Annotated in this window: 22 protein-coding genes; 5 read left to right on the forward strand and 17 right to left on the reverse strand. The window is 62.4% G+C overall.

Annotated elements, in window-relative coordinates; all coding sequences use genetic code 11:
* Positions 1-10 precede the first annotated feature (10 nt).
* Both GRI32_RS04875 and GRI32_RS04880 read right to left on the reverse strand, forming a co-directional pair.
* A complete protein-coding gene (locus GRI32_RS04875; protein WP_160590014.1) occupies positions 11-952 on the reverse strand; it encodes an alpha/beta hydrolase in 942 nt (313 codons plus the stop codon).
* Positions 949-2,346, reverse strand: coding sequence for a dicarboxylate/amino acid:cation symporter (locus tag GRI32_RS04880; RefSeq protein WP_160590016.1), 1,398 nt, complete (start codon positions 2,344-2,346; stop codon positions 949-951). The genes GRI32_RS04875 and GRI32_RS04880 overlap by 4 nt, the downstream gene beginning before the upstream one ends.
* 201 nt (positions 2,347-2,547) lie before the next feature.
* Between GRI32_RS04880 and GRI32_RS04885 the strand changes: the two genes are divergently transcribed.
* Together GRI32_RS04885 and GRI32_RS04890 are read left to right on the forward strand one after the other, a co-directional pair.
* A complete protein-coding gene (locus tag GRI32_RS04885; RefSeq protein WP_160590017.1) occupies positions 2,548-4,230 on the forward strand; it encodes a sensor histidine kinase in 1,683 nt (560 codons plus the stop codon).
* Positions 4,227-5,585 (forward strand): sigma-54-dependent transcriptional regulator, encoded by a 1,359-nt coding sequence (locus tag GRI32_RS04890; protein WP_160590019.1) that lies wholly within the window; start codon positions 4,227-4,229, stop codon positions 5,583-5,585. Before GRI32_RS04885 ends, GRI32_RS04890 begins: the two co-directional genes overlap by 4 nt.
* Before the next feature lie 9 nt (positions 5,586-5,594).
* On the opposite strand, the gene GRI32_RS04895 is transcribed toward GRI32_RS04890, so the two are convergent.
* The 3 genes from GRI32_RS04895 to GRI32_RS04905 form a co-directional block, all read right to left on the reverse strand.
* Positions 5,595-6,596 carry a hydroxyquinol 1,2-dioxygenase gene (locus tag GRI32_RS04895; protein WP_160590020.1) on the reverse strand — a complete coding sequence of 334 codons (1,002 nt, stop codon included), beginning with the start codon at positions 6,594-6,596 and terminating at the stop codon, positions 5,595-5,597.
* 17 nt (positions 6,597-6,613) lie between these two features.
* Positions 6,614-7,105 (reverse strand): cupin domain-containing protein, encoded by a 492-nt coding sequence (locus GRI32_RS04900; protein WP_160590021.1) that lies wholly within the window; start codon positions 7,103-7,105, stop codon positions 6,614-6,616.
* Between the two features lie 108 nt (positions 7,106-7,213).
* Complete coding sequence (locus GRI32_RS04905) at positions 7,214-7,930, reverse strand: glutathione S-transferase family protein (RefSeq protein ID WP_160590023.1); 717 nt, start codon at positions 7,928-7,930, stop codon at positions 7,214-7,216.
* Between the two features lie 102 nt (positions 7,931-8,032).
* Between GRI32_RS04905 and GRI32_RS04910 the strand changes: the two genes are divergently transcribed.
* On the forward strand, positions 8,033-8,944 hold the full coding sequence (locus tag GRI32_RS04910) for an SDR family NAD(P)-dependent oxidoreductase (protein WP_160590025.1): 912 nt from the start codon (positions 8,033-8,035) through the stop codon (positions 8,942-8,944).
* The gene (locus tag GRI32_RS04915; RefSeq protein ID WP_160590027.1) at positions 8,941-9,855 is read left to right on the forward strand and encodes an SDR family NAD(P)-dependent oxidoreductase; all 915 of its coding nucleotides are present in this window, start codon (positions 8,941-8,943) and stop codon (positions 9,853-9,855) included. Before GRI32_RS04910 ends, GRI32_RS04915 begins: the two co-directional genes overlap by 4 nt.
* Before the next feature lie 86 nt (positions 9,856-9,941).
* On the opposite strand, the gene GRI32_RS04920 is transcribed toward GRI32_RS04915, so the two are convergent.
* The 6 genes from GRI32_RS04920 to GRI32_RS04945 all read right to left on the reverse strand — a co-directional run bounded on the left by GRI32_RS04920 (position 9,942) and on the right by GRI32_RS04945 (position 14,476).
* Positions 9,942-11,327 carry an MFS transporter gene (locus GRI32_RS04920; RefSeq protein WP_160590028.1) on the reverse strand — a complete coding sequence of 462 codons (1,386 nt, stop codon included), beginning with the start codon at positions 11,325-11,327 and terminating at the stop codon, positions 9,942-9,944.
* Between the two features lie 34 nt (positions 11,328-11,361).
* Positions 11,362-11,577: a glutathione S-transferase N-terminal domain-containing protein gene (locus tag GRI32_RS04925; RefSeq protein ID WP_160590030.1), complete on the reverse strand. Its 216-nt coding sequence runs from the start codon at positions 11,575-11,577 to the stop codon at positions 11,362-11,364.
* Positions 11,578-12,253: 676 nt separating this feature from the next.
* Entirely contained in the window at positions 12,254-12,529 is a 276-nt protein-coding gene (locus GRI32_RS04930; RefSeq protein WP_160590032.1) for a hypothetical protein, read from the reverse strand.
* Positions 12,530-12,551: 22 nt separating this feature from the next.
* Positions 12,552-13,262, reverse strand: a complete 711-nt coding sequence (locus GRI32_RS10685; RefSeq protein WP_337190162.1) for an RHS repeat-associated core domain-containing protein — start codon at positions 13,260-13,262, stop codon at positions 12,552-12,554.
* Positions 13,263-13,352: 90 nt separating this feature from the next.
* Positions 13,353-13,838: a hypothetical protein gene (locus GRI32_RS04940; RefSeq protein WP_160590034.1), complete on the reverse strand. Its 486-nt coding sequence runs from the start codon at positions 13,836-13,838 to the stop codon at positions 13,353-13,355.
* Between the two features lie 416 nt (positions 13,839-14,254).
* Positions 14,255-14,476: an RHS repeat-associated core domain-containing protein gene (locus GRI32_RS04945; RefSeq protein WP_337190155.1), complete on the reverse strand. Its 222-nt coding sequence runs from the start codon at positions 14,474-14,476 to the stop codon at positions 14,255-14,257.
* Positions 14,477-14,583: 107 nt separating this feature from the next.
* Here GRI32_RS04945 and GRI32_RS04950 point away from each other — a divergent pair, with 107 nt between their 5' ends.
* Entirely contained in the window at positions 14,584-16,824 is a 2,241-nt protein-coding gene (locus GRI32_RS04950) for a CHASE2 domain-containing protein (RefSeq protein ID WP_160590035.1), read from the forward strand.
* Between the two features lie 38 nt (positions 16,825-16,862).
* On the opposite strand, the gene GRI32_RS04955 is transcribed toward GRI32_RS04950, so the two are convergent.
* The 6 genes from GRI32_RS04955 to nirB all read right to left on the reverse strand — a co-directional run bounded on the left by GRI32_RS04955 (position 16,863) and on the right by nirB (position 24,609).
* Positions 16,863-17,852 carry a FecR family protein gene (locus tag GRI32_RS04955; protein WP_160590037.1) on the reverse strand — a complete coding sequence of 330 codons (990 nt, stop codon included), beginning with the start codon at positions 17,850-17,852 and terminating at the stop codon, positions 16,863-16,865.
* A 2-nt stretch (positions 17,853-17,854) separates the two neighbouring features.
* Complete coding sequence (locus tag GRI32_RS04960; RefSeq protein ID WP_160590038.1) at positions 17,855-18,250, reverse strand: hypothetical protein; 396 nt, start codon at positions 18,248-18,250, stop codon at positions 17,855-17,857.
* An 84-nt stretch (positions 18,251-18,334) separates the two neighbouring features.
* Positions 18,335-19,129 (reverse strand): uroporphyrinogen-III C-methyltransferase, encoded by a 795-nt coding sequence (cobA, locus tag GRI32_RS04965; RefSeq protein WP_160590039.1) that lies wholly within the window; start codon positions 19,127-19,129, stop codon positions 18,335-18,337.
* A 17-nt stretch (positions 19,130-19,146) separates the two neighbouring features.
* A complete protein-coding gene (locus GRI32_RS04970) occupies positions 19,147-21,735 on the reverse strand; it encodes a nitrate reductase (RefSeq protein WP_160590041.1) in 2,589 nt (862 codons plus the stop codon).
* 4 nt (positions 21,736-21,739) lie between these two features.
* On the reverse strand, positions 21,740-22,126 hold the full coding sequence (gene nirD / locus GRI32_RS04975) for a nitrite reductase small subunit NirD (RefSeq protein WP_237437379.1): 387 nt from the start codon (positions 22,124-22,126) through the stop codon (positions 21,740-21,742).
* Positions 22,123-24,609, reverse strand: a complete 2,487-nt coding sequence (gene nirB / locus GRI32_RS04980) for a nitrite reductase large subunit NirB (protein ID WP_160590042.1) — start codon at positions 24,607-24,609, stop codon at positions 22,123-22,125. The genes nirD and nirB overlap by 4 nt, the downstream gene beginning before the upstream one ends.
* Between the last annotated feature and the right edge of the window lie 24 nt (positions 24,610-24,633).

Raw genomic sequence — 24,633 nt, forward strand, 5'->3', positions numbered from 1 at the left:
TTTATCGAAGTCATTCGAATGTTCTCTTGCCGATCCAGTTTTCGAAAATGTCCGGCCATTGACTCAGGATCTGGTTGTCGGTGCCAAGGCCCCAGCCGTGGCCACCGTCCTCGAAGATATGCAGTTCCGCCGGTGCGCCCCTGGCGCGCAGGGCCTGGAACAGGCTGATCCCGTGTCCCGGCGGCGTGATGGTGTCATCCGCTGCCGAAATGATCAGCGTGGGCGGCGATGATCCGCTGGCGTGCGTGTCCAGCGACCAGGCATCCTCCGCCGCGCGATTGGCATCATCGCCAATGATCTCGCGCCGCGTGCGCGTGGTATCGAATGGCGCGCGCATGGACACGACCGGGAACAGCAGCGCCGAAAAATCGGGCCGTGCTGACTGCGCCTCATGGCTGTCACCGCCGGCATACAGCTGCTGATCGGGCAGCAGCGCGGTATATCCGGCCAGATGTCCCCCGGCGGAAAATCCCATGATGCCGATGCGGTCCGGCCTGATGCCGAAGTCTGCGGCGCGGGAGCGGATGATCTTCATCGCCCGCTGCGCATCCATGAACGGCGCGCTGGCATCCCACCCATCATTGGGCAGGCGGTAGATCAGCTCGAACACCGTGTAGCCCTTCAGCGCCAGCAGACTGGCAATGGGCGTGCTTTCCTTCCACAGCTGGATACGGAAATAGCCGCCGCCACCGCACACCAGCACGGCCTTGCCGTTGGCCACATTGGGCCGATAGACGCGCATGCGCGGGGTGGAGATATTGGACACCGCGCCATAGCCGGTGCCCGGTCCGCCAACCTCCTCCGGCCCCCGCACGCGGCCATTGCCCGGCGGATCGCCCGGCCACAGCATGATCTCTTCCAGATCGTGCGCGAGAGCAGGCTGGACCCGCGCCACGGCCGCAGCGCCCGCCAGACCGGCAGTGCTGCGCAGAATGTTGCGCCGGGAAATCATCGCGGACCCTCCAATGCTTCGGCCATCTGTTCGGCCAGCGCCTCGCTATGCGGGCCGCTGCGTTCGTGGCGTTCGATATCTTCCTCGGGCAGCAGCATGGGAGTGCCCGCCATCGCGGCGCGCAGTCTGTCTGTGTCGAGCGCATTTTCCCACTTGGCCACAACCACGGTGGCCACGGCATTGCCGATGAAATTGGTCAGCGCGCGGCACTCGCTCATGAAGCGGTCGATGCCCAGGATCAGCGCCATGCCGGCAACAGGCACGGTGGGGACGACGGAAAGCGTGGCCGCCAGGATCACGAAGCCTGCGCCGGTTACGCCTGCGGCGCCCTTGGAACTGATCATCGCCACCAGCACCAGCGCCAGCTGTTCACCCAGCGACAGATCGATGCCCACCGCCTGCGCAATGAACAGCGCGGCCAGCGTCATATAGATATTGGTGCCGTCCAGATTGAAGGAATAGCCGGTGGGCACCACCAGCCCGACCACGGTCTTGCGGCAACCGGCGATCTCCATCTTTTCCATCAGGCTGGGCAGCGCCGCTTCGGACGAGGATGTGCCCAGCACCAGCAGCAATTCCTCACGCAGATACTTGATCAGCTTGAAGATGGAGAAGCCCGCCAAACGCGCGGTGATGCCCAGCACCACGATCACGAACAGCAGGGATGTGAGGTAGAACGTGCCGACCAGCGCCGCCAGGCTGGCAAGCGAGCCAATGCCGAATTCGCCAATGGTGAAGGCAATCGCGCCGAAGGCTCCGATCGGGGCGAACTTCATCAGCATGTGCACCAGCTTGAAGATCGCCTCACCCAGCGAAGTCAGCACGTCGAGTACCAGGTCGGAATGCGGGCGGGTGGCGGACAGCGCGATGCCGGACAGGATCGATACCAGCAGCACCTGCAGGATCTTGCCGTCGGTCATGGCGCTGAACAATGTGGTGGGGATGATGTCGAGCACAAAGCCCGACAGCGTCTGCTCCTCCGCCGTCTGCGCGTAATTGGCCACCGCGCCCACATCAAGCGAGGCGGGATCGATATTGAGGCCGGACCCCGGCTGGATGATATTGCCCACCGCCAGGCCGACGATCAGCGCCAGCGTGGAAAAGAACAGGAAATAGGCGAGCGCCTTGCCCGCCACGCTGCCCACCTGGCTCATGTCCTTCATCCCGGCAATGCCGGTGGCCACGGTCAGGAAGATCACCGGCGCGATGATCATCTTCACCAGCTTGATGAAGCCATCACCCAGCGGTTTGAGCGAGGATCCCAGTTCGGGGAAGAAATGGCCCAGCACAGCGCCCGCGACAATCGCGGTCAGCACCTGGATATAGAGCATGCGGTAGAGCGGCTTGCGCGGTGCAGCTACAGTTGATCCGTCTGCGGAAATGCTCGCCGCCATTGTGTCTCCCGATCCTCTATTGCCCTTTGCGGGCGTTTGTTGGCGCAGTGTAGCCAGAGGTGTGGCGGCTCAACAAGTGTTGGCCGGAGAACCATACAAACGCCGTATTACAATATGTTAGAGAAACTTCGCGGATAAATTGTGCGGAAAAATATACAGATATTTTGACACCTGTGCGATTTTCCGCACAGTGTTCCTGTCATGAGCGCTATCTCGCTATCCTCCTCCCGCATCCGATCGGGCCTCGCCACGCTGGCGCTGGCGGTGCTGGCGGGCCTGCTATTGTGGGGCATTGACCGGTTGATGCGCACGCAGGCGATTGCCGAAGCGGGATCGCTGGCGCGCAATGATGCCGCGATCCTTTCCTCCGGCCTGCAAAGCGAACTGGACAAGTTCATCCTGGTGCCGCTGGTGCTGGCGCAGGACCCCCAGGTGCAATCCTTCCTGTCCGGTGAGATCGGCCAGCGCGCGATGATGAACGAGCGGCTGGAAGCGCTGGCCATGCAGACCAGTGCCGCAGCAATCTATCTGATGACCGATGAGGGCGAGACGCTGGCGGCCAGCAACTGGCGCCTGCCGACCAGCTTCGTGGGATCGAACTACCGCTTCCGCCGCTATTTCCGCACCGCGATGGAGCAAGGCTCCGCCACGCAGTTCGCGCTTGGCACGGTCAGCCGCCGCCCCGGCCTCTATGTCGCCCAGCGCATCGGGCCGGCATCGGACCCCATCGGCATTGTCGCGGTGAAAGTGGAGTTCGATACGCTGGAGGCCAGCTGGCGCGCGGCGACGGAGGGCGTCTATGTCACGGACAGGGACGGCGTGGTGCTGCTCGCCAGCAATCCGGACTGGCGCTTCCGGGCCGCCACACCCGCTGCGCTGGAAGGCCGGGATGTGGAAGCCGACCGCCAGCAGTTCGGCATTGAAGCGCTTCAGCCGCTCGAAATTCGCCGGGCGGATACGCTGGACCGGGTGCTGACCGCTCCGCTGCTCGACGCGCAGCAGCCAATCGCGCTTGACGGGTGGGAACTGCACCTGCTTGTCGACCCCTCACCGCAGGTGGAGGCCGCGATTGCCAATGGCAGGCTGCTGCTGCTGTTCGCGCTGGCCATTCTCGGGCTGGCGGTGTGGGGCTGGCTGTATCTGCGCCGCCAGCGCCTTGTCACCGTGGAAGCCGCGGCGGCAGAACGCACCCGCACCTTGCGAGAGCAGCTGACCCAGGCAAACCGGCTGGCCACGCTGGGCCAGATTTCCGCCGGTGTGGGCCATGAAATCGCCCAGCCCACCGCCGCCGCGCGTGTCTTTGCCGAAAACGGCACGCGCATGCTCGCGGCGGGCAACAGTCAGGGCGCGGCCCAGAATTTCACCCGCATCGTTGAATTGACCGAGAGGATCGGCCGCATCACCGGGGAATTGCGCCGCTTCAGCCGCCGCCAGCCATCTGATCCCCGGGCAATGGAGATCGGCCAGGCCATCCGCGGCGCTCTGCTGCTGCTGCATGAACGGGTGGAGAGCCTTGGGGTGCAGCTTGTCCTGCCTGCCGAGGACACGATGGCCATCATCGTCCAGGCGGAACATGTGCGGCTGGAACAAGTGCTGGTGAACCTGCTGCAAAATGCCATCGATGCTGCCGGACCGGAAGGCGAGATTGCCATCACCATTGTCGCTGACGAAAAGGACTGCCTGCTCACCGTCAGCGACAACGGACCGGGGATAGACGAGGCACTGATGGACCAGCTGTTCCAGCCGTTTGCCACCACCAAGGCCGACGGGCTGGGACTGGGCCTGGTGATATCGCGCGACATCATGCGTGAGCTGGGCGGCGATCTGACCGCCAGCAGCAGCGCAAGCGGCGCCCACTTCACCATGCGGATTCCCCGCGCATGATCGAGGATGCAAACACGCGCGTGATCTTCGTCGAGGATGACGAGACGCTGCGAGAGGCCACTGTGCAGGGCCTTGAGCTGGAGGGCTTTCAGGTCGAAGCGCACGGCAATGCCGCATCGGCGCTGCGCAGGCTGGAGGCGGATTTCCCCGGCGTCATCGTCAGCGACATCCGCTTGCCGGGCATGGACGGGCTGGAGTTCTTTGACGAGGTCCGGCGGCGCGATGCGGACCTGCCGCTGATCTTCACCACCGGGCACGGCGATGTGGCGATGGCGGTGGAGGCGATGAAGGACGGTGCCGCCGACTTCCTGACCAAGCCTTATTCCAGCGGGCAATTGTTCGATGCCATCCGCCGCGCTGCGGACAAGCGCGCGCTGGTGATCGAAAACCGCAAATTGCGTAGCGAACTGGCCGGGCGCGTACCGCCGCGCGTGCTGGGATCATCGCAACAGGCCGAAAGGCTGAGCCGCATGATCGCAGACGTTGCCGCCGCCGATATCGACCTGATGATCGCGGGCGCAAGCGGCACGGGCAAGAACTTCGTGGCGCGGCAGATTCACGATCTGGGGCCGCGCCATCGCCGCCCGTTCATCACCATCGATGCCGGGATCGTGGCGCATGAGGATGCCGAACTGCTGATCTTCGGACGCGATCCGGGCAGTGGCCAATCCTATTCCGGCCTGTCGCGCCTTGGCCTGATAGAAAAGGCCAATGGCGGCACGCTGTTCCTGGACGAGATCGCCACCATGCCCGAGGCGATACAGGCGCGGCTGCTGAGCATGGTGGAAAGCCGCACGGTCCTGCCCATCGGCGCAGACCGGCCGCGCAATGTGAATATCCGCGTAATCTCTGCCACCCGCCACGGCGAAGGCCTGCCCACCGCCTCCGCCGTGGCCACGTCGCTGTTTCACCGCCTGTCCGGAATCAGGATCACCCTGCCCACGCTGGCAGAGCGGCGCGACGACATACCGGAGATATTCCGCCATTTCGTGGCCGAATATGAGCGTGATCTGGAACTGGTTGCCCAGCCCATCAGCGAGCTGGAATGGCACCATCTGGCCAGCCATGACTGGACCGGCAACCTGCGCGAACTGCGCGCCTTTGCCCGCAATTTCGTGCTCGGCCTGTCACAGTTCGCCCGTATCGCTCCCGGCAGCGAAAACGCCGGGCAGGATGAACAATCGCTGCGCGGCATGGTCGAGCGGTTTGAACGCGCGGTGCTGGAAGATGCGCTGCGCCGCAATGGCGGGCGCGCGGTGGCGGTGGCGGCCAGCCTGAAAATCCAGCGCAAGACGCTGTATGACAAGCTGGCCCGATACGGCCTGAGACCCGCAGATTTCCGTTCCGAAAGCTAGGCCGCCAACTTACCCGAAATCGACCGGATAGGGTTTCAGCTCGCCGGATTCGTAGCGCTTTTCCAGACCGGGCGTGCCGTTTTCCATCACCATCAGCATCGATCGCTTGGGCGAGAAGCCCTGATGGCGAATGTCTGCCGGCATGGCGCACACATCGCCCGCCTTCATCACGATCCGGCCACGCGGCGCGCCGGTGGCCTTGTCCGCAATGTTCCAGTGAATTTCGTCGGTCAGCTGGATGAACCATTCGTTCCGGTCATTGCCGTGGATCACCGGCAGCATGTGCTCTTCCGATGTCACGCAGCAGATGCTGGCCCCGGTAATGGCGGTGAAGGACGGGTTCCACGTCACATCTGCGCGGGCGATATGGTCGAACAGGTTGATTGCATGCAGCTGGCCCTCAAAGCCCGGCTCGCATTCGATATCGGGCGTGTCGAATTCCATATCGGCAAAGGCGCGGTTGATCGGATGGCCGGTTGCGTCGGAGCGAACGGGTGCATCGCCTTCAAGGCCCAGCATGCGTTCCGCCGGACGGAAGCCGCGCACCAGCTCGTCCGTGCGCTCAACCGTCTTGGGGCCGATCGGCGTGCCGGTTTCCAGCGGCGCGCTCAGCGGATCATAGCCTTCGTTGATCCAGTTGCGCGAGATCGTCTCAAACGCCTCGCTGATCACCTGCGCATCGAAGGTTTCCAGATAATCCAGCCCCTGGTCCTTGTACCCGCGGTCATAGGAGCCGGCGAACATGTCCACCGTGCCGTAGTGATTGGTGGTGCCGAAAATATCGTCGAAGAAGATCCAGCCGTAGAAGAAGCCCCAGCCGATATCGCGCACCATCGCCCGCAGGAAGCGGTCGACCTCGATGATATGGCTGCCCTTGGGCCATTTGATGTGGGCGAAATATTCATCGCGGGTGAATTCAAAATTGCCGAGTCGGAAGCTGTCATAGCCGGTATCGGGATCGGTGCCGGTCGAGATGACCTTGGTGCTATCGGGGGTGGTAATTGCGTCCATTGCCTTGTCCTTTCCCGTCAATCCAGCGTGCAGATTTCAGACCAGCGCTTGACCGTTACCGGCCCGTCCATGGTCTGGATCAGCGTGACTGCCGGCGCGGCCGAGCCCATCTGGTAGGCCGCGCCTTTGGGCAGCAGCACCTGGTGTCCGCGCCGCGCGGTGACCTTGCCCATCACCGGGCCATTGGGCTGCGCGCCCAGCTGCATGGCGCCGCCTTCATGGCTGGGGAGCTGGTCATCCTGCATCTTGATGAAGCGAAAGGTGACTTCCCCGTCCATCACGATGGCGAATTCATCATGCGGGGCGACATACCACGGGGAATCGCCTTCCACCCGCATCGCTTCAGCCACATATTCAAGGTTCTGCGCCACCGCGATCCGTTCAAATGGCTTGGCCGCGCCCGCCACTTCGAAGATGTTGGAAAAAGCGTATTTCTGCAGGTCGTCCTTCAGCTCGATCACACCCTTGGTGTAGGAATCGAGCGATCCGATGCGCGTATTATAGGCCAATGTAAGCCCCTCCCATGTGCCGGTAGTTTGCCGATCTGGAAGCGAAGCTATCATTGAAGGCGGACAAAGGGCAATGCGCAAAGCGGCCCTTGATGCAGGAGCGCGCAGCTAGGGGTGGAAACCCTCCAGCTGCCGCACCGCCTCGCGGCCGACCATACGCTCCAGCCAGGCCATGATCGCAGGCGTTGCCTCCGGGTTGCAGATAGCGGGCATCATGCGCGGCAGGCCGGGCACCATCGAATACCATTTGATATCGGCCAGCGTATATTGCTCGCCCAGCAGCCAGTCCTGCCCGTGCGCCAGCTGCCCCTCCAGCTTGTACGCCACATTGCCGAGGCGGCGGCGCGCGTCCTCCAGCTCTGCCTCGCTGAAGCCGGTGCTGGACACTTTCTCCCACTTTGCGCGCACTTCGGCATTGGGCATGTTGGCCAGCCGCTGCGCCATTTCCGCCTTGTCTATCTTCGATGCAAAGGGCGTTGCGCCATGTGCGCCCAGCACGGTGAGCGCGGGGCAGAAATACTCATCCACATATTTGGTCCACACGCGCATTTCCGCTCGCTCCCACATATCGGCGGGGCGCAGCGGATTGTCGGTGAAGACATCCTCCAGATATTCATTGATCACGGTGGATTCGCGCACCACGCGCCCGTCATGCACCAGCACCGGCACCATGCCTTCGGGGCTGATCTTGCGGAAGGCGGGATCGTGATGCTCCCAATTGCGAGAATTGAGCAGGCGGTTTTCAAATGCCAGCCCCTTTTCCAGCAGGCACAATAGCGGGGTAAGTGAATTGGCCACTGGTCCGAAATGGTAAAGTGAAAGCATTCCCCGTCCCCGATATTCCGGCCGATTTTCCTTGTGGCAATCAGCTGCTTTCATCTTAGTGTGTGAGCACGTGGCAAGACAAGCCGCACGGGAGAGGGATTGATGCGCGAATTCTCCGGCAGGACGGCCGTTATCACCGGCGGTGGCAGCGGGATTGGCCTTGGCATGGCCCGCGCCTTCCTGGCTCGCGGCATGAATGTGGTGCTGGCGGACCTGCTGCAAAACCATCTGGATGAAGCCGCGGGTGAACTGGGCCACACCAACCGGGTGATGTGCCTGCAACTGGATGTGACCGACCGCGCCGCCATGGCCGATGCGCAGCAGCGCACCGCCGCCACTTTCGGCAATGTGCACGTGCTGTGCAACAATGTGGGGGTCAGCCAGCGCAATCCGATTGACGAGGCTTCCTACGAAGACTGGGACTATGTGATGGACGTCAACCTTGGCGGCACGATCAACGGCCTGATCACCTTCCTGCCCGGCATGAAGGCGCACGGCGAAGGCGGGCATGTGGTCAACACCAGTTCGATGGCGGGCATGATCCCGGTCCCCGCATTTGCGGGCATATATGCCACCAGCAAATTCGCCATCAGGGGCATGACGGATGCGCTGCGGCTGGCGCTGGCACCATACAGGATCGGCGCGTCAGTGCTGTGCCCTGGCATGACCCAGACGCGCGCCATGACGGCGGGCGATCTGTACCGCAAGGCGCATGGGGGCGAAGCTGTCAGCAGCGAAAAGCGCGATCCGATAGAGGCAGGCATGTCGACCGCCGAAATCGGTGAAATCGTGGCCCGCGCGATAGAGGACAACCAGCTGTATATCTTCCCCCACGGCGAATTTCGCGATGAAGTGGCCGCCTATTTTGACGAGATGCTGGCCGCCTTCCCCACCGATTATGAAATCGACGACAGGCGCAGGGAAGGCGAATTGCGCCGCGCGAAGATGACTGCGGAAGCCAGGGCCGTGGCCGATGCGCTGGGCGATGTTGCGGACGGGGAGCGCCGGTCATGAAGGATGTTGCGGGCAAGACCGCCTTTGTCACCGGCGGCGCCAGCGGCATCGGGCTGGGCATGGCCAAGTCCTTCGCCGGGGCCGGCATGAAAGTGGCCATCGCCGATATTCGCGAGGATCATCTGGATCAGGCGCGCGCGGAAATGGCCGATGCGGGGCTGGCGAACAATGCCATTTTCCTCACGCTCGATGTCACCGACCGTGACGCCTATGAAGAAGCCGCACAGCAGGTGGAGAGCGCCTTGGGCAATCTGCACGTGCTGTGCAACAATGCCGGGATCGGCATGGCCAAATCCATCGGCAAGGCCAGCTATCAGGACTGGGACTGGGCGGTCGATATCAACATCAATTCGCTGTTCAACGGCGTGCACACATGGCTGCCGCGCATCCGCGCGCATGGTGAAGGCGGGCACGTGGTCAATACCGCCAGCATGGCCGGCATTCTGCAATATAGCGGTGCCGGGATCTATGTGGCGACCAAGTTTGCCGTGGTCGGCTTTTCCGAAGCCCTGCGCGCTGAGCTGGCACCCGAAGGCATAGGCGTATCGGCATTCTGCCCCGGCGGGGTGCGCAGCAATCTCCGCGATTATGAGGCCACCCGTCCCGGTCGCTTTGCCAACGCGCAGCAGGAAGACGCGCCCAGCGGCCCGCCGCCCGGTTTCAATTTCAGCGAGGATGATCTGGCACGGCTGCAAAGCCTGACCGCCAGCCCGGAAGAAGCGGGCGAAATCGTGCTGCAGGGAATCAGGGACAATGCGCTCTACATCTTCACCGCGCCCGAATATCGCCCCGGCGTGCAGCAGCGTTTCGATGCGGTGATGCGCGCGATGGGCGAGGACGCAGCACGCACCAGGACCGCGCAGGATTTGATACCCGGCCTGGTGGGAAGCCCGATCTATTCAGAGAAATAACTTCGGCGGTCTTTGACCAAGCCACCCTGGATCAGGCGAAAGCGAAGGCTTGCTGGCGCTCCTCATCCACCACCGTGAAGCGCCGGTCATGCGCTTGCAGCTTCAGCCGCATCTTCGGCATTGAGCCGGTCCACTTCCTGCCGGAACGGCTTCAGCCCCAGCCATGTCACCACCAGTGCGGCGGGCAGGAAGATGATGTGCAACAGCATGATCGACCAGCGCAGGTCATCGGGCGACGTGAAGATGTAATCGGTGGTCGCCCCGGTAATCACCGGTGAGAGGCCCTGGCCAATCACGGTGAAGATGAACAGGTACAGCGCCATCACCTGCCCGCGCACCTGATTGGGGGTGATGATCAGCATCACCGCATTCAGCATCGGCCCGGTCATCCCCAGCGTCAGCATGGCCACCGCGTTGAACGCCACCGCCAGTTCGGGTGTGGGCATCATCGGCATCAGAATGGCGAAGGGAATGGCGAAGAAGCGGGTGTAGAGAATGACGCGATAGGCCCCGTCCATCTTGCCGCGCGCCTGGAACCAGTCGACCCATTTGGCGCCCAGATACAGCCCCAGCAGCATCGCCACGATGGAGACCACGCCCGATACCATGCCATATGTGGACGGCGGCCAGCCATAGGTGCGTTCAAAGAATGCGGCCCCCCATGCCCGCCCGCCGGCATCGAGCGAGCCGAGCGTGAGGCCGATGAACATCGGGCCGAATATGGGGAACTTGGCCCACATATATTTGACCGCGCCGATCACCGGAACCTGCGAGACCTGCGACCTGATCATCCGGCGCGGCGGTTCCTTGACCGTCAGCAACAGCAGCGAGACCAGTATGCCCGGCAGGCCAACGCCCAGGAACACCACCTGCCAGGGCTGCAACTGGCCGACCAGCGGCAGCACCGGATTGCCGATATTGGCAACCATCCAGATCATCGCCCCGCCCAGCAGCAGCGACAATCCGCTGCCCGCGACAGAGCCGATCTGCAAGGTCGCCACCGCGCGCGGCAATTTGTCACGCGGGAAGTAATCGGCCACGATGGAATAGGCCGCCGGGCCGTTCACCGCCTCACCCGCGCCCACCACGAAGCGGGCGATGAACAGCTGGACAAAGTTGCTCGCCAGTCCGCAGGCTGCCGTGGCCGCGCTCCACACGAAAATGCCCACAGAGATGATCCATGTGCGCCGCCAGCGATCGATCAGCACCGACAGGGGCACGCCCAGCACCACATAAAACAGCACGAAGGCCGGACCCAGCAGCAGGCTTGCCTGCGTGTCTGTCAGCCCGAAATCGACGATGATCTGCTGGATCAGCAGACCCAAAATGCCCTGGTCCAGCATGGCGAAGGTGGTGGTGAGCGCCAATATGCCAACCGCATACCAGCCCTGGCCAGAGGGCGGATACGGCTCTTGCCCGCGCGGCAAAGCGCTCTCCCCCTGTGCAACAACATGTGCAACAACACTCGCCATCGGCTCTCCCCCCAAACTCAGTTCCCGGTCAGCCTCAGCGGCACAGTTCCGGACCCATCGCGGCAATGATTGGCATGTGCGCCACTGCCGGGATCGTCGCGGCAGGATCGATGGCGAGAAATTCGGGAGAGACATGCCGGCCCTGCCCCATGTCGATATAGCGGTGGGTGAAAGGCACGCCCTTGTCATGCAGGCAAAGCAGCGGCTTGCCCGAATTGGCGTCAGGCTCCCAGGTCAAAACCTCGAGCATTCCCCTCTCCCTCATGCCTTTGGCAGGCATTCGCGAAAGGTCTAGGTTGGGGCCCGATGCCTGTCAAACAATGGCGTGCCGGGTGCGACTTTGACAGGCTGGGCGCGCAAGGCCGATCCGTTCAATTCGGTCGCCTGCCTCCAAAGCATCGGCCACAAGATCGAGATAGAGCGCATAATCGCCGTCCTCAAAAAACGTCTGCTCACGCCGGCTACCGCGCTGGGTGACATGATGCGGAATACCGGGAAGGACAATGCGAGGAAGCCGAGCCGTTGGGAGCGAAGAGCGCGGCCTCCGCGGAGCGTCAATTATTGGGGGTTATTGCACCTGTCACCGTAATTAGATAGCGAACTATTGAGTGCACTAATGGCGCGCTGTTGGACACGTGGATCATGAGCCGCAGGCAGGTTTGCCCAGCTATCACCCACATTCACACTTTGCGGCGCGGTTCGGTAGTCGATCGTGATAACTTCAACGGCGGATGAACCTGATCGATATCGCCAGAGCTATGTAAATTGGTATCCCGTAAGAGACTAGAATCTCTACTGAAATATCTACAACGTCAAATTGATTAGGGTCTCTTCGAAGAAGATACAGACCGATCCCTCCGTTGTATATCCATCCAGCAGCAATGTATGGAAGCTCAACGAACAACCATAAGGCCAATAATATCTTTTCAACTTTTGTCATTCGAATGTGTTCGCTGCGACAAAATACCAAAGGTGACGAGGGCGGTAATCGATATGACGATAAGATGAAACATGATTGCGATGCCATAGGTGGAACCTATGGAGGGGTATATGAAGCCAACGGCAATGATCTCCGTTACGGTCAAAGCAGAAATAACGGCGAGAGGCAGCTTAACTGCCCATCGTATACTTGTGATCATCCTGAACACCGTCACCGAGATGACCGACATAACAACAGCAACGGCGTAAGCGGCTAAATCCATGCCCATGTTCCGATTGGATTATTCAAACAACCCGCCTAGCTACCTTGCAATCCCCCCCAAAGAGCCGCACACCTACGAAATAGGTTTCTTGAGGCGCAACGGGAGTAATATTGGGAGAGCTAGGTGGGCGTAGAAGCGGCTCGAATAGTTCCGGCCTTTCCACATGCATATTGGCGTGAAATTCTCGATCACATTGGCCCCGAGGAATTCCCCGCGTTTGGTAGCAGACATCATGTGCAGCGCACGACCGAGGAAAAATGTCCGGCACTCCGGTGCACCCATCTAAGACATTGTTAGACCCAGGTCGCCGGTCATAAGGAAGCTCAGCCTCAACACTTTGCGGCGCCACGGCATCAGCCGTGACAAAGACTGTGGGCCCATCATCTCGCTTAGCCGTTACTACAATTGTATCTCGAGCCAATTGCTCTTCATACTCGGCAAGATGGCCGTCAAATGGATCTGAGAAACCAAACAATCCGGCTCCGCCAAACCCGCCACCGAGCGGAACAGAATTGTAGTTCCTGCAACCAATCACGATAATATCGGCTACCACACTTCCATCGGCATAGCCAATCGGATCGGTCTGCATGAAGCGGCCTGGCGTGGGCGAGTACATGCGCGCCTTATAGTAATAGAGGCCCAGTTCGGGAAGCCATGCCTGCCCGGTATACTGGAACCGCCCAGAGTTGGGGGCGGCGGGCACGCCATAATCATCATAGGTGTTGATGCGAATATCGCTGCCTCCGCAGAGCGTTGATAATTAGGGATTATTGCACCTGTCACCGTGACTCTTTTGGAGTCGCAGAAAAATTCAACTCCAGCATCATTCGGATTTGTGGTAATTGTATACGGACTCAAAATACTCCTTCCGACTTTTGGGAACGTGCGAGAAATTCCATCCCGTTTTCTCTGATTCTGGATCTGTAAATTGCTCTTGAGCAACCTCCAAAAGATCGCAGATTTCGTCAGTATGTGCAGATAAGTAATCAAGATTGGCAGATTGATAGGCTTGAGCTAGAGACATATTCGTTTTCATATCAGAAAACGAACGCGTTAGAATTGGAGTGCTTGGATAACAGTCGATCTGCTTCTGACGCGCGATGTCAGCAGCAGTTCGCAATACTCCACCTCGCTTTTCATTCATCGTAATCTGCATCAAAATCTCTAGAAATCGCGCATTCCCACTAATTACAATTTGGTATGAGAAGTTTTGGTCAATTGCCCGGACGAAGACCTCTCCAAAATCGGTGAAGCTCCTTAGGCACAATGTCATGCCTAACCCGTCTAAGAATTGCTCGTATTTGTTCATGTCCAATTTCAATTTATGGGCATCTTTCAATTTTTAAATCAATCGGCAGCGTGAATATTGGTGCGCCAGGTTCGTAGCCTGCGGCGAATGCTTTTGCTCCTACTGGGAGTAAAATCCTTGATCCATCATCTGGATACACTTGGCTTTGATTGGCGCTTAGGCATGCATTGCCCGTCTTCACTTCTACGATAAACCTACTGCCAGGACCCTCGGCACCTGGACGATAAGCGACGAAGTCGGCAACTGCTCGACAACTTGGCGGTGAAATCAAATTTCCGTCTGGTCCCTAAAAAAATCACGCGAAAGGAAACATTTGTTACAATTAAGTAACCAGGGGAACGGACGGCAAGCGCAGATTCTGCTACAGCATCCTCGTGTCGCTGACGTCGCTCTTGAATGGAGCAGATGTCATCACTTCACGGCGCCTCAGAAGGAGCAACCGAATTGTCATTATTCCTCGGAGCTTGGAAGAAAATATTGGGAATGTTCATCCCGTCGGCATAGCCAATCGGATCGGTCTGCATGAAGCGGCCTGGCGTGGGCGAGTACATGCGCGCCTTATAATAATAGAGGCCCAGTTCGGGAAGCCATGCCTGCCCGGTATACTGGAACCGCCCGGAGTTGGTGGCGGCGGGCACGGAATACTGTGCCAGTCTGTCATGGGATTTGCATTCGCCTCCGTGCGATCATACGCTGCCTCCGCGCGATCATACGCTGTTTGCCTGATCGCCCGTGGGGAGGGCCAATGGCAGCATTTCTTGCACGGCTGGAGAAGTTTGGGCCGCAACTGGCCGGCTTTTCCGCGCTGGCATTGGTGGTGTTGCTGCAACTGGCGGACAGCGCACCGCTGCAGCGTGTGCGCATGCAGATATTCGATGCGTTTCAGGTGCTGGCTCCCAATCAGGATAGCGCACCCCAGGGCGTGGCCGTTGTCGACATAGACGAGGAGGCGATTGCGCAGCTGGGCCAGTGGCCGTGGCCGCGCACCGAACTGGCGCAGCTTACCCGCCGGTTGGGAGAGGCCGGGGCGGCGGTGGTCGCCTATGACATCGTGTTCTCGGAAGCTGACCGGACATCGCCCGCCAACATCGCCGCGCGCTATGAACAATTGGGCCGCGGCACGGCATTGAGCGAGGCTCTGGCCGGCCTGCCCAGCAATGATGCGCTGTTCGCCGAGAGTTTCTCCACCGTGCCGGTGGTGACCGGTTTCTTCCTGGAAGCAGCGCAGCGTGGCCGCGATATCGAGCCTGTGGCCAGCTTCACCCTACACGGATCGCTGCCAACGGCGCATGTCAGAAGCTATGCCGGATCCTTGCAGCCGCTGCCGGTGCTGGAGCAGGCGGCGGCGGGCAATGGCTCGCTCAGCCTGGATAACGATGCCGACGGGATCGTGCGGCGCGTGCCATTGGTGGCCATCCATCGCGGAGTGCTGGTTCCGTCGCTGTCATTGGAAGCGGTGCGCGTGGCGCGCGATGCCGGATCGCCCAATCTGGTGGCCAGCGATGGTAGCGGGGAGAACGCCTCTGCCCCCGGCGCGGCAGTGTCCGTGCGGCTGGATGGCATAGAGATACCGGTGAATGACGCAGGCGAGATGTGGGTGCATTATCCCGAACCGGGCCAGCGCAAGATGATCCCCGCCGGACCGATCATCAGCGGCGCCCTGAGCGATCAGGATCTGGCGCGGGAGGTGGCGGGCAAGATCGTCTTCGTCGGCGGCAGCGCGGTGGGCCTGCAGGACCTCGTCTCCACTCCGCTGAGCGAGCGGATTGCGGGTGTGACCGTCCACGCCGCAGCGGCGGAGCAGATCCTGTCCGGCCATTTTCTGGAGCGGCCAGACTGGGCCATCGGCCTTGAACGCGTGCTGGTGGTGCTGCTGGGCGCAGGGCTGGCGCTGCTGCTGCCCCGGCTGGGCGCGGCGCTGGGGGCATTGGCGGCAATGGCGGGAATGGCGGCGGTGGCGGCGGGCAGCTGGTTTGCCTTCACCAGCGCGAATTACCTGCTCGATCCCACCTATCCGGTGCTGGCGCTGGTGGTAATCTATGGCGTGCAGACGGTGATGGTGTTCTACCGCGAGGAGCGCCAGCGCAGCTATATCCACGCGGCCTTCGACCGTTTCCTCTCGCCCGAAATGGTCCGCCAGATCGCCGCCGATCCCAGCAAGCTGGAACTGGGCGGGGAGGAGCGCGACATGAGCGTGCTGATGTGTGACATCCGCGGCTTCTCCAGCATTTCAGAGCGCTATTCCCCGCGTCAGGTGATCGATTTCCTGATCGATTTCCTCACCCCGATGAGCGACATATTGCTCGCCCACCGGGCCACGCTGGACAAGTATATCGGCGATGCCATCCTCGCTTTCTGGAACGCCCCGCTCGACGATCCGGACCATCACCGCAACGCCGCACGCGCTGCCCTGGCGATGATCGCCGCCACCAATGAGCTGAACCGCACCATGCCGGGCCGCGAAGGGGCTGTCTGGCCGGGAGAGGTGAAGATCGGCATCGGCCTCAATTCAGGCCTGTGCTGCGTGGGCAATATGGGATCGCGCCAGAGGCTGTCCTATTCGCTGATCGGTGACACGGTGAACGTCGCCGCGCGGCTGGAGGGGCTGACCAAGCAATATGGCGTACCGATCATCGCCGGCAACGCGCTGGTGCAGAAGCTGGACGGCTTCGCTGTGTTCGAGATCGACAATGTGCGCGTGGTCGGCCGCGCCGCGCCCGCCAAGCTGTTCGCCCTGCTGGGTGACGCGGATCTGCTGGCGGACGAGCGCTTTATCCGGCTGGCACGGGCGCATGCGGCCATGCTGGCAGCATACCGCGCGCAGCAATGGGACGCGGCGGAGACGGCGCTGGCAGGCGGTCTGGCCGATTATCAGGCCTTGTGCGTTCCCGGCCTGCACAGCCTGTTTGCCCGGCGCATCGCTGCGCTGCGCGCTGCCCCGCCGGGAGAAGGCTGGGACGGCGTTTTCCAGGCGACGGAGAAATAGCCTCCGCCTATTCGTTGCTCACTACCCGCCGTCCTGCGTCAATCGATCTGGTTGTTCGATCCGCCCGTGTCACTGGTGCTGTTCGGGCTGGTTCCGGCAGTGTTTGGAGGGTAATCGGGATAATCATTGGCGCCGGGCTGGCCGGCTGTATCCGGGGTCTGCCCGCTGCCCTGCGTGGGGGGACGGTCATCATCACCACCGCCGGTTGTCGCCACCAGTACACCAACCGCAATGGCACCAACGGCAACCGGCAGCAGCGTATCCAGCAATCCGCCGCCATCGGCAGCGCGCGCGACCGACGGGGAAATCTCGTCCTGCACCTTGGCCAGACCTGCATCCGATATCCGGAATGGCCCGATAGGCGGCGCACCGTTGCGCGGGATATATGCGGCCAGCCCCGGCTGATCCAGCACCACGGTCACGCCTGCGGCCTCCACCTCCACCAGTCCGACGGTCAGCTCGCCAGCCGTCTGCGCACCAGGTCCGCGCAGGACCACCAGAGTGGCTTCATCGTCATTGCTGCGCACGTTGCCGACGAATTGCTCATCCTCGGCGATGTTCTCGGCATCCTTGCCCACAAGCACGTCCAGCGCGGTGCCGCGAATACCGATGCGGCCGGACGGGGTCTGGATATCGGCGGTGTTTTCCCCCTCCTGCCTGCCGGAAAAATACCGCAGCGCGCCCTTGATGAAGGTGACGAACATCGATCGCCCTTCTTCAGGGTCATAGACGAAGCGATCGATCCGCATGCTGGATCGCGCACCAATGCCGAAGGTGGAGCGGTCGAGCAGCAATATCTGCAATTGCGAGCGTCTGCCGGTGTCGATCTGATCGCCCCAGGCGAGGCGCTGGCGGCGCTGTATCTCCTGCGGGTTCCTGATCTGGTCATTGCTCAGCCGCACCTCGCCCACCACAGTGGCGGCATTGCCCACTTCCACCCGCTGCGCGGCTGCCGGCGCGGCCAGAAGCGTGGAGGAGAGCATGCTGCCACAGGCCAGCAGGGTGAGAAAACGGTTGGGTCTTGCCATGATCAGGCTCCCCCGCCGCGCTGGCACTGGGCGCGCGCATCAGACAGCACCTGCGCGCCGAATTTCTTTTCCTTCAGCTTGCCGATTTCCACCAGCCCGCCCTGCCGGTCATCTATCTGGCACAGGTAAAGCGCATGCATCAGCAGCGCGTTCTGCGAAGTGGGGAAGACGGCGAGAACGCGCTCCAGCGTGGCCAGCGCATCGAGCAACTGGCCGCGCGTGGCCTGATCGCGGGCAGCGGCGATGCCGGTCGCCTCATCGGCGGTCAGGTCGGAAAGGGCATCAAGCTCCTCCAGCGTTTCCGCGCGCGCAGGGACGGACCCCAGCGAAATCACCGCGATGGCACTGGTGCCAAGAACAACGCCGGCCAGAAACCCTTGAACGCGAGACCGCATCATCGAGAATACTCCCTTGCCTGTGCGCACTATGCCATAGGCGCGGGGCAAGTGGCAAACGATGGTGGGACCCGGCTGACCTGTGGATCAGCGCCCGTGCAGGACAGGCACAGTCGCCCCGGCAGCCTGCGTGGCGGCAGATTTCGCGCCATGCCCATGCCTTCCGGCCAGTGCGCGGCCAATCAGGATCACCGCAGGCCCGCCCGCCAGCGCCGTGCGCGCGGCCAGCGGAAGCAGGTCCAGCCGGGTGAAGAAATGGCTCTCCCCGTCCAGGCTGGCATTTTCCACCAGAGCGACGGGAGTATCCGGAGCCAGCCCCGCCGCGATCAGTCCGGCGGATACCTGCGGCGCGGCGGCCTTGCCCATATAGATGGCCAAGGTCGCTTCGGGATCGGCCAGCGCCGCCCAGTCGAGCGATACCACCTGGCCCTTGACCGTATGCGCGGTGACAAAGGTCAGCCGCCGCGCCAGACCGCGCAGCGTGAGCGACAGGCCGAGGCCAGCAGCCGCCGCGCTGGCGGCGGTAACACCGGGGCAGATGTGCACCGCTATGCCAGCAGCGTGGCAGGCTTCGAGTTCTTCGCTCGCGCGTCCGAATATGGAGGGATCGCCGCCTTTCAGCCGCACCACGCGTTCACCGGCGAGGGCCGCCTCCACAATCAGCGCATCGATGGTCTTCTGGTCCTTCGAATGGCGGCCAGAGCGCTTGCCCACCGATACCAGCCGCACGTGCGGGGGAACCAGCGCCAGCACGCCTGCCCCCACCAGCGCATCATGGAAGATCACGCTGGCAGAACAGATCAGCTTTTCCGCCTTGCGCGTCAGGAGGTCCGGATCGCCCGGCCCTGCACCGACCAGCCACACTTCGCCGCTTGCAATCATGGTGCTTTCCTTCCCGATCATTTGACGGCCTGCGCGGTGAGAGCGCGCGCATCCTCGATCATCCGGGCAATGATCGGGCGGCAACTGCCGCAATTGGTGCCAGCACGGGTGCAGGCACCAACGCCCTTGATCGTATCTGCCCCGCCTTCGATGGCTGCGCCGATCTCCTGATCGCGCACATCGTGGCACACGCAGACCAGTTTCCCGCGATCCGGCGCGGGGGTGGACGGGCGCGCGGCGAGCAGTTCCACCATTTCTGCGCCCGGCGAGGAGAACTGCTGCGCGATCCAGTCACGGTCCGGCAAAGCGCCCGAACGGGTCAGGAAAAACGCAGCTTCAAGGTCCCCATCAGCGCCGTGGACGATAATCCGCTGCATCCCGCGCGCCCGGTCGGCCACTTCGCTGCGGTCGCCTTGCGGCAACAGATTATCGAGCGCGACGGCCCCGTCCCCGGCGATTTCGGTCAGCCAGCCGCCATCGACCGCGGACTGTGCCCAATAGAGCGTGCCTGCCAGCATATCGGCGGTCAGCGGCAATCGGGACAGCAGGAAAGCGCGCCAGTCCGGTTCCACCGGCGCCATGGTGGCAGCCACGTTCTTGAAGCCGGGCTGGCCGGAAATGGGATCGAACAGCGGATGGACCAGCCCGCCCGTGCCGCTGTGCGCGCCGGTTTGCCGTGACCAGTGCATGGGCACGTAAATGTCCCCCCGGCGCTGTCCGTCGGAAAGGCACACGCGGTACACCGCCTCACCAAACGGAGTGCTGACCTTGGCCAGCCCGCCATCGCCAAGACCATGATCGCCAGCATCGGCAGGGTGTACTTCCAGCAATGGCTCCCGCCTGTGCGATGCCAGCCTGGGGCTGAGCCCGGTGCGGGTCATCGTGTGCCACTGGTCACGATATCGCCCGGTATTGAGCTGCAAGGGATAGGCCTGGGAGGTGGCCAGCGCTGCGGGCGTTTGCACAGCCACAAGCTGCGCCCTGCCGCTTTCATGCGGGAATCCACCAGCAAGCGGCTGCCGCCCGCCCCACTGGAACGGCTCCATCTCCTGATACTGCGCGGACGTGCAATCCGCCCAGCCTGTCAGGTCCAGGACCTTTCCGTGATCGCGGGCGAGCGCTGTCATCGCCGCATATTCGGCGAAGATCTGCGATGGCTCGCTGAAATCGAAGGCAGCGCCGTGACCCAGCCGCGCGGCAAGATCGCACACGATCTGCCAGTCTGCGCGCGCTTCTCCCGGCGCAGGCAGAAGTGCGCGCTGGCGCGAAATGCGTCGTTCGGAATTGGTGACGGTGCCGTCCTTTTCCCCCCAGCCGAGCGCTGGCAGGCGAATATCGGCCATGCGCGCGGTGTCGCTGCCTGCAATGATGTCTGACACCACCAGCGTGGGACAGCGGCGCAGCGCCTCGCGCACGAATGCGGCATCGGGCATGGAGACGGCGGGATTGGTGGCCATCACCCACAGGAACTTGATCTGGCCGGAATGAACCGCGCGAAACAGGTCGACAGCCTTCAGGCCGGGCTTGCCGCAGATGTTGGGCGCATTCCAGAATGTCGCCACATCGGCGCGCTCTTCAGCAGAGAAGCCGAGATGGCATGCCAGCGTGCTGGACAGCCCGCCAACTTCGCGCCCGCCCATGGCATTGGGCTGGCCGGTGATGCTGAACGGCCCTGCGCCCGGCGCATTGATCCGTCCGGTGGCGAGGTGGAGGTTGATGATGGCATTGCCCTTGTCCGTCCCGCTGACAGACTGGTTTGCGCCCTGGCTGAACATCGTCAGCATGCGCGGATGGGCGCAGGCCATCTCCACCAGCTGCGCAAAATCGACTGCATCGATGCCGTGCTGCGCGGCGTCGATCCCGTTCCAGAACCCGTCCGGCACGTCGCAGCTGGATTGCAGGAACTCTCCGTCCACCAGCCCGCGGTCATGCAGCGCGGCCAGAAGGGCGTTGAACAGCGCCACATCGCCGTCTGGCGGCACCGCGATATGCAGGTCGGCACCCTCAGCGGTTTCGGTGCGGCGGGGATCGATCACCACCAGCTTCGTGCCGCGCTCCTCACGCGCCTTTTCGATGCGCTGCCAGATGATCGGGTGGCACCATGCGGTGTTGGACCCGACCAGCACGATCAGGTCCGCATGGTCGATATCGTCATAGGAGCACGGGACCACGTCCTCCCCGAATGCGCGGATATGCGCGGCGACCGCGCTGGCCATGCACAGGCGAGAATTGGTATCGATATTGCCGGTGCCGACGAAGCCCTTGGCCAGCTTGTTGACGACGTAATAATCCTCGGTCAGCAACTGGCCCGAGACATAGAAACCAACCGCATCGGGGCCGTGTTCGGCAATCGTCTGGCGCAGCCGCAGCGCGGCTTCGTCCAGCGCATCGTCCCAGCTCGCCCGCTGCTGCCCGATCATCGGATGCAGCAGGCGGCCTTCAAGCCCGACGGTTTCGCCCAGGTGCGTGCCCTTGGAGCACAGGCGGCCGAAATTGGCCGGGTGATCCACGTCGCCCTTGATCGCTACGCTGCGCGGTCCGGTGACCGCGGCCTTGATGCCGCAGCCAACACCGCAATAGGCGCAGGTTGTGCGGATCGCCGCCATGCGGTCAGGCGGCCCTGGCTGGCGTGGTTGCGCTTTTCGCCGCTGCATGTGCAGGAGCAATAACCGCCTCACGCAGCAGGAAGATCCGACCGCCATCCAGCTTGAGCGGGATGGTGGGCGTGCATCCCTTGTCCTCTCCCTGCGCCTCGCCCGTGCGCAATGAAATGCGCCAGTTGTGCAAGGGGCAGGACACCGTGTCGCCGTGGACGATGCCCTGGCTCAGCGGTCCGGCCTTGTGCGGACATTTGTTGACCAGCGCATAGAACTCACCGCGCATCGTGTGGAAAACGGCGATCTCCTCACCCCCTTCCACCGGCAAGGTGCGCGCGGTCCCTGCCTCGATCTGCGTGGTCGGGCCGATATCCAGCCAGGTGCCAACAGCAGCCATCATGCGTTCTCCATCGAAAGCGGGCGCACCTGTGCCAGGTGGCTGTGCAAATCCTTGCGATCGCCCGCGGCGCGCTGCGCCCAGGGATCATCCTGCGAAAACTGTTGCGAAAAGCGGAAGCGCGCGGCCAGCCTGCCGATGGTTTCGGGATCATCGAACAGCTGCGCCTTGATCCAGTCCAGCCCCTTGCGTTCCAGCCACGGGGCGGTGCGTTCCAGATAATGCGCATCTTCGCGGTACAGCTGGATGAAGGCGGCGCAGTGCTCCATCGCCTGCGCTTCTGTCTCCACCTTGCACAGGAAGTCCGTGGCGCGGACCTTGATCCCGCCATTGCCGCCGATGTGCAGTTCATAGCCGCTGTCCACGCAGACGATGCCGAAGTCCTTGATCGTCGCTTCTGCACAATTGCGCGGGCATCCGCTGACAGCGATCTTGAACTTGTGCGGCATCCAGCTGCCCCAGGTCATGTGCTCTATCTTCACGCCCAGCCCGGTGGAATCCTGCGTGCCGAAGCGGCACCATTCGCTGCCGACGCAGGTTTTCACCGTGCGCAGCGCCTTGCCGTATGCATGGCCAGAGACCATCCCGGCAGCGTTCAGATCGGCCCACACGGCGGGCAGATCCTCCTTCTTGATGCCGAAGATATCCAGCCGCTGGCCGCCGGTCACCTTGACCATGGGCGCATCATACTTCTCCACCACATCGGCGATGGCGCGCAGTTCGCGCGGATTGGTCAGCCCGCCCCACATGCGCGGGACAACCGAGTATGTGCCGTCCTTCTGGATATTGGCGTGCATGCGTTCGTTGACGAAACGGCTCTTCTGATCGTCAACATATTGGCCCGGCCATGCGCACAGCAGATAGTAATTGAGCGCGGGACGGCAGGAGGAACAGCCATCGGGCGTGGTCCAGTGCAATTCCTGCATCACTTCGGGAATCTCGCGCAGGCCCTTTTCCACGATCAGGCGGCGAACATCGTCATGGGTGAAGCTGGTGCATTTGCACATGGTGGAGGGGCCGGTTTCCACCTCACCCCCCAGAGTCAGCGACAGCAGGCTTTCCACCAGCCCGGTGCAGGACCCGCAGCTGGCCGAAGCCTTGCAGGTGGACCTGACCGCATCGAGGCTGTGCGCGCCCTTGGTGATGCACTGGACGACCTTGCCCTTTGAAACGCCGTTGCACCCGCAGATTTCTGCGTCGTCCGAAAGGGCAGCAACGGCGGCATTAGGGTCCGCAAGGGCACCCCCGCTGGCGAAGGCCTGACCGAAGATCAGCCCCTCACGAATGTCCGAGACATCCTCCTCCTTTCGCAGGAGGTCGAAATACCAGTTTCCATCGGCGGTATCGCCATAGAGGACCGCGCCGATGATCCTGTCATCCTTCAGCACCAGCCGCTTGTAAACGCCGCGCGCGGCATCGCGCATGACGATGTCCTCGCACTCGTCCCCGCCGGAGAAATCGCCAGCGGAAAACAGGTCGATTCCGGAAACCTTAAGCTTGGTTGAGGTGACTGATCCCTCATAGCCGCTGGGCGCATCGGTCAGATGATCGGCCAGTGCCCGGCACATGTCCCACAGCGGCGCGACCAGACCATAGCACAGGCCGCGATGCTGCACGCATTCGCCCACCGCCAGAATGTCCGGGTCCGACGTGACCATGTGGTCATCCACCATGATGCCACGCTCGCAATCGAGCCCGGCCTGCCGCGCCAGCGTGGTGGATGGCTTGATCCCGGCGGCCATCACCACAATGTCCGCCTTGACCCTGGTGCCGTCCTCCAGCTCGATCCCCGCCACCCGTCCTTCCACGGCGTGGATCACCCCGGTGTTGGCGCCGGTCAGGATGGTCTGGCCCCGGCTTTCCAGTTCCTGTCGCAGCAACCAGCCCGCCGCTTCATCCAGCTGGCGTTCCATCAGCGTGGGCATCAGGTGAACGACAGTGACCTTCATGCCGCGGAGTGAGAGGCCATGCGCAGCCTCCAGTCCCAGCAGGCCACCGCCGATCACCACCGCATCACCGCCGGTTTCGGCGGCAGCGAGCATCTTGTCGACATCGTCCAGATCGCGGAAAGTCACGACACCGGGCAGGTCATTGCCGGGAATGGGAATGATGAACGGATCGGAACCGGTCGCGATCAGCAGCTTGTCATACGGCTCCACCCGCCCCGATGCGCTGACAATCGTGCGGGTTTTCCGGTCGATGCCGGCAACCGGATCGCCGCCCACCAGCGTGATGCCATTGTCATCGTACCAGTCCTGCCCGTTGATGACGATCTCATCGAAGGTCTTCTCTCCGGCGAGGACGGGAGAGAGCATGATGCGGTTGTAATTGACCCGCGGCTCGGCCCCGAAAATGGTCACGGCATAGCGACCGGGATCGCGTTCGAGGATTTCCTCCACCGCCCGGCACCCGGCCATGCCGTTGCCGATCACGACCAGCCGCTCTTTCACTTTGGGAGGCCCTGCAAAGCCGCTTTGCGCATTCATGTCCTGTCTCCTGACCCGGTTTTC

The sequence above is a fragment of the Alteraurantiacibacter aestuarii genome (assembly GCF_009827405.1).
In the GTDB taxonomy this organism is placed as follows: domain Bacteria; phylum Pseudomonadota; class Alphaproteobacteria; order Sphingomonadales; family Sphingomonadaceae; genus Alteraurantiacibacter; species Alteraurantiacibacter aestuarii.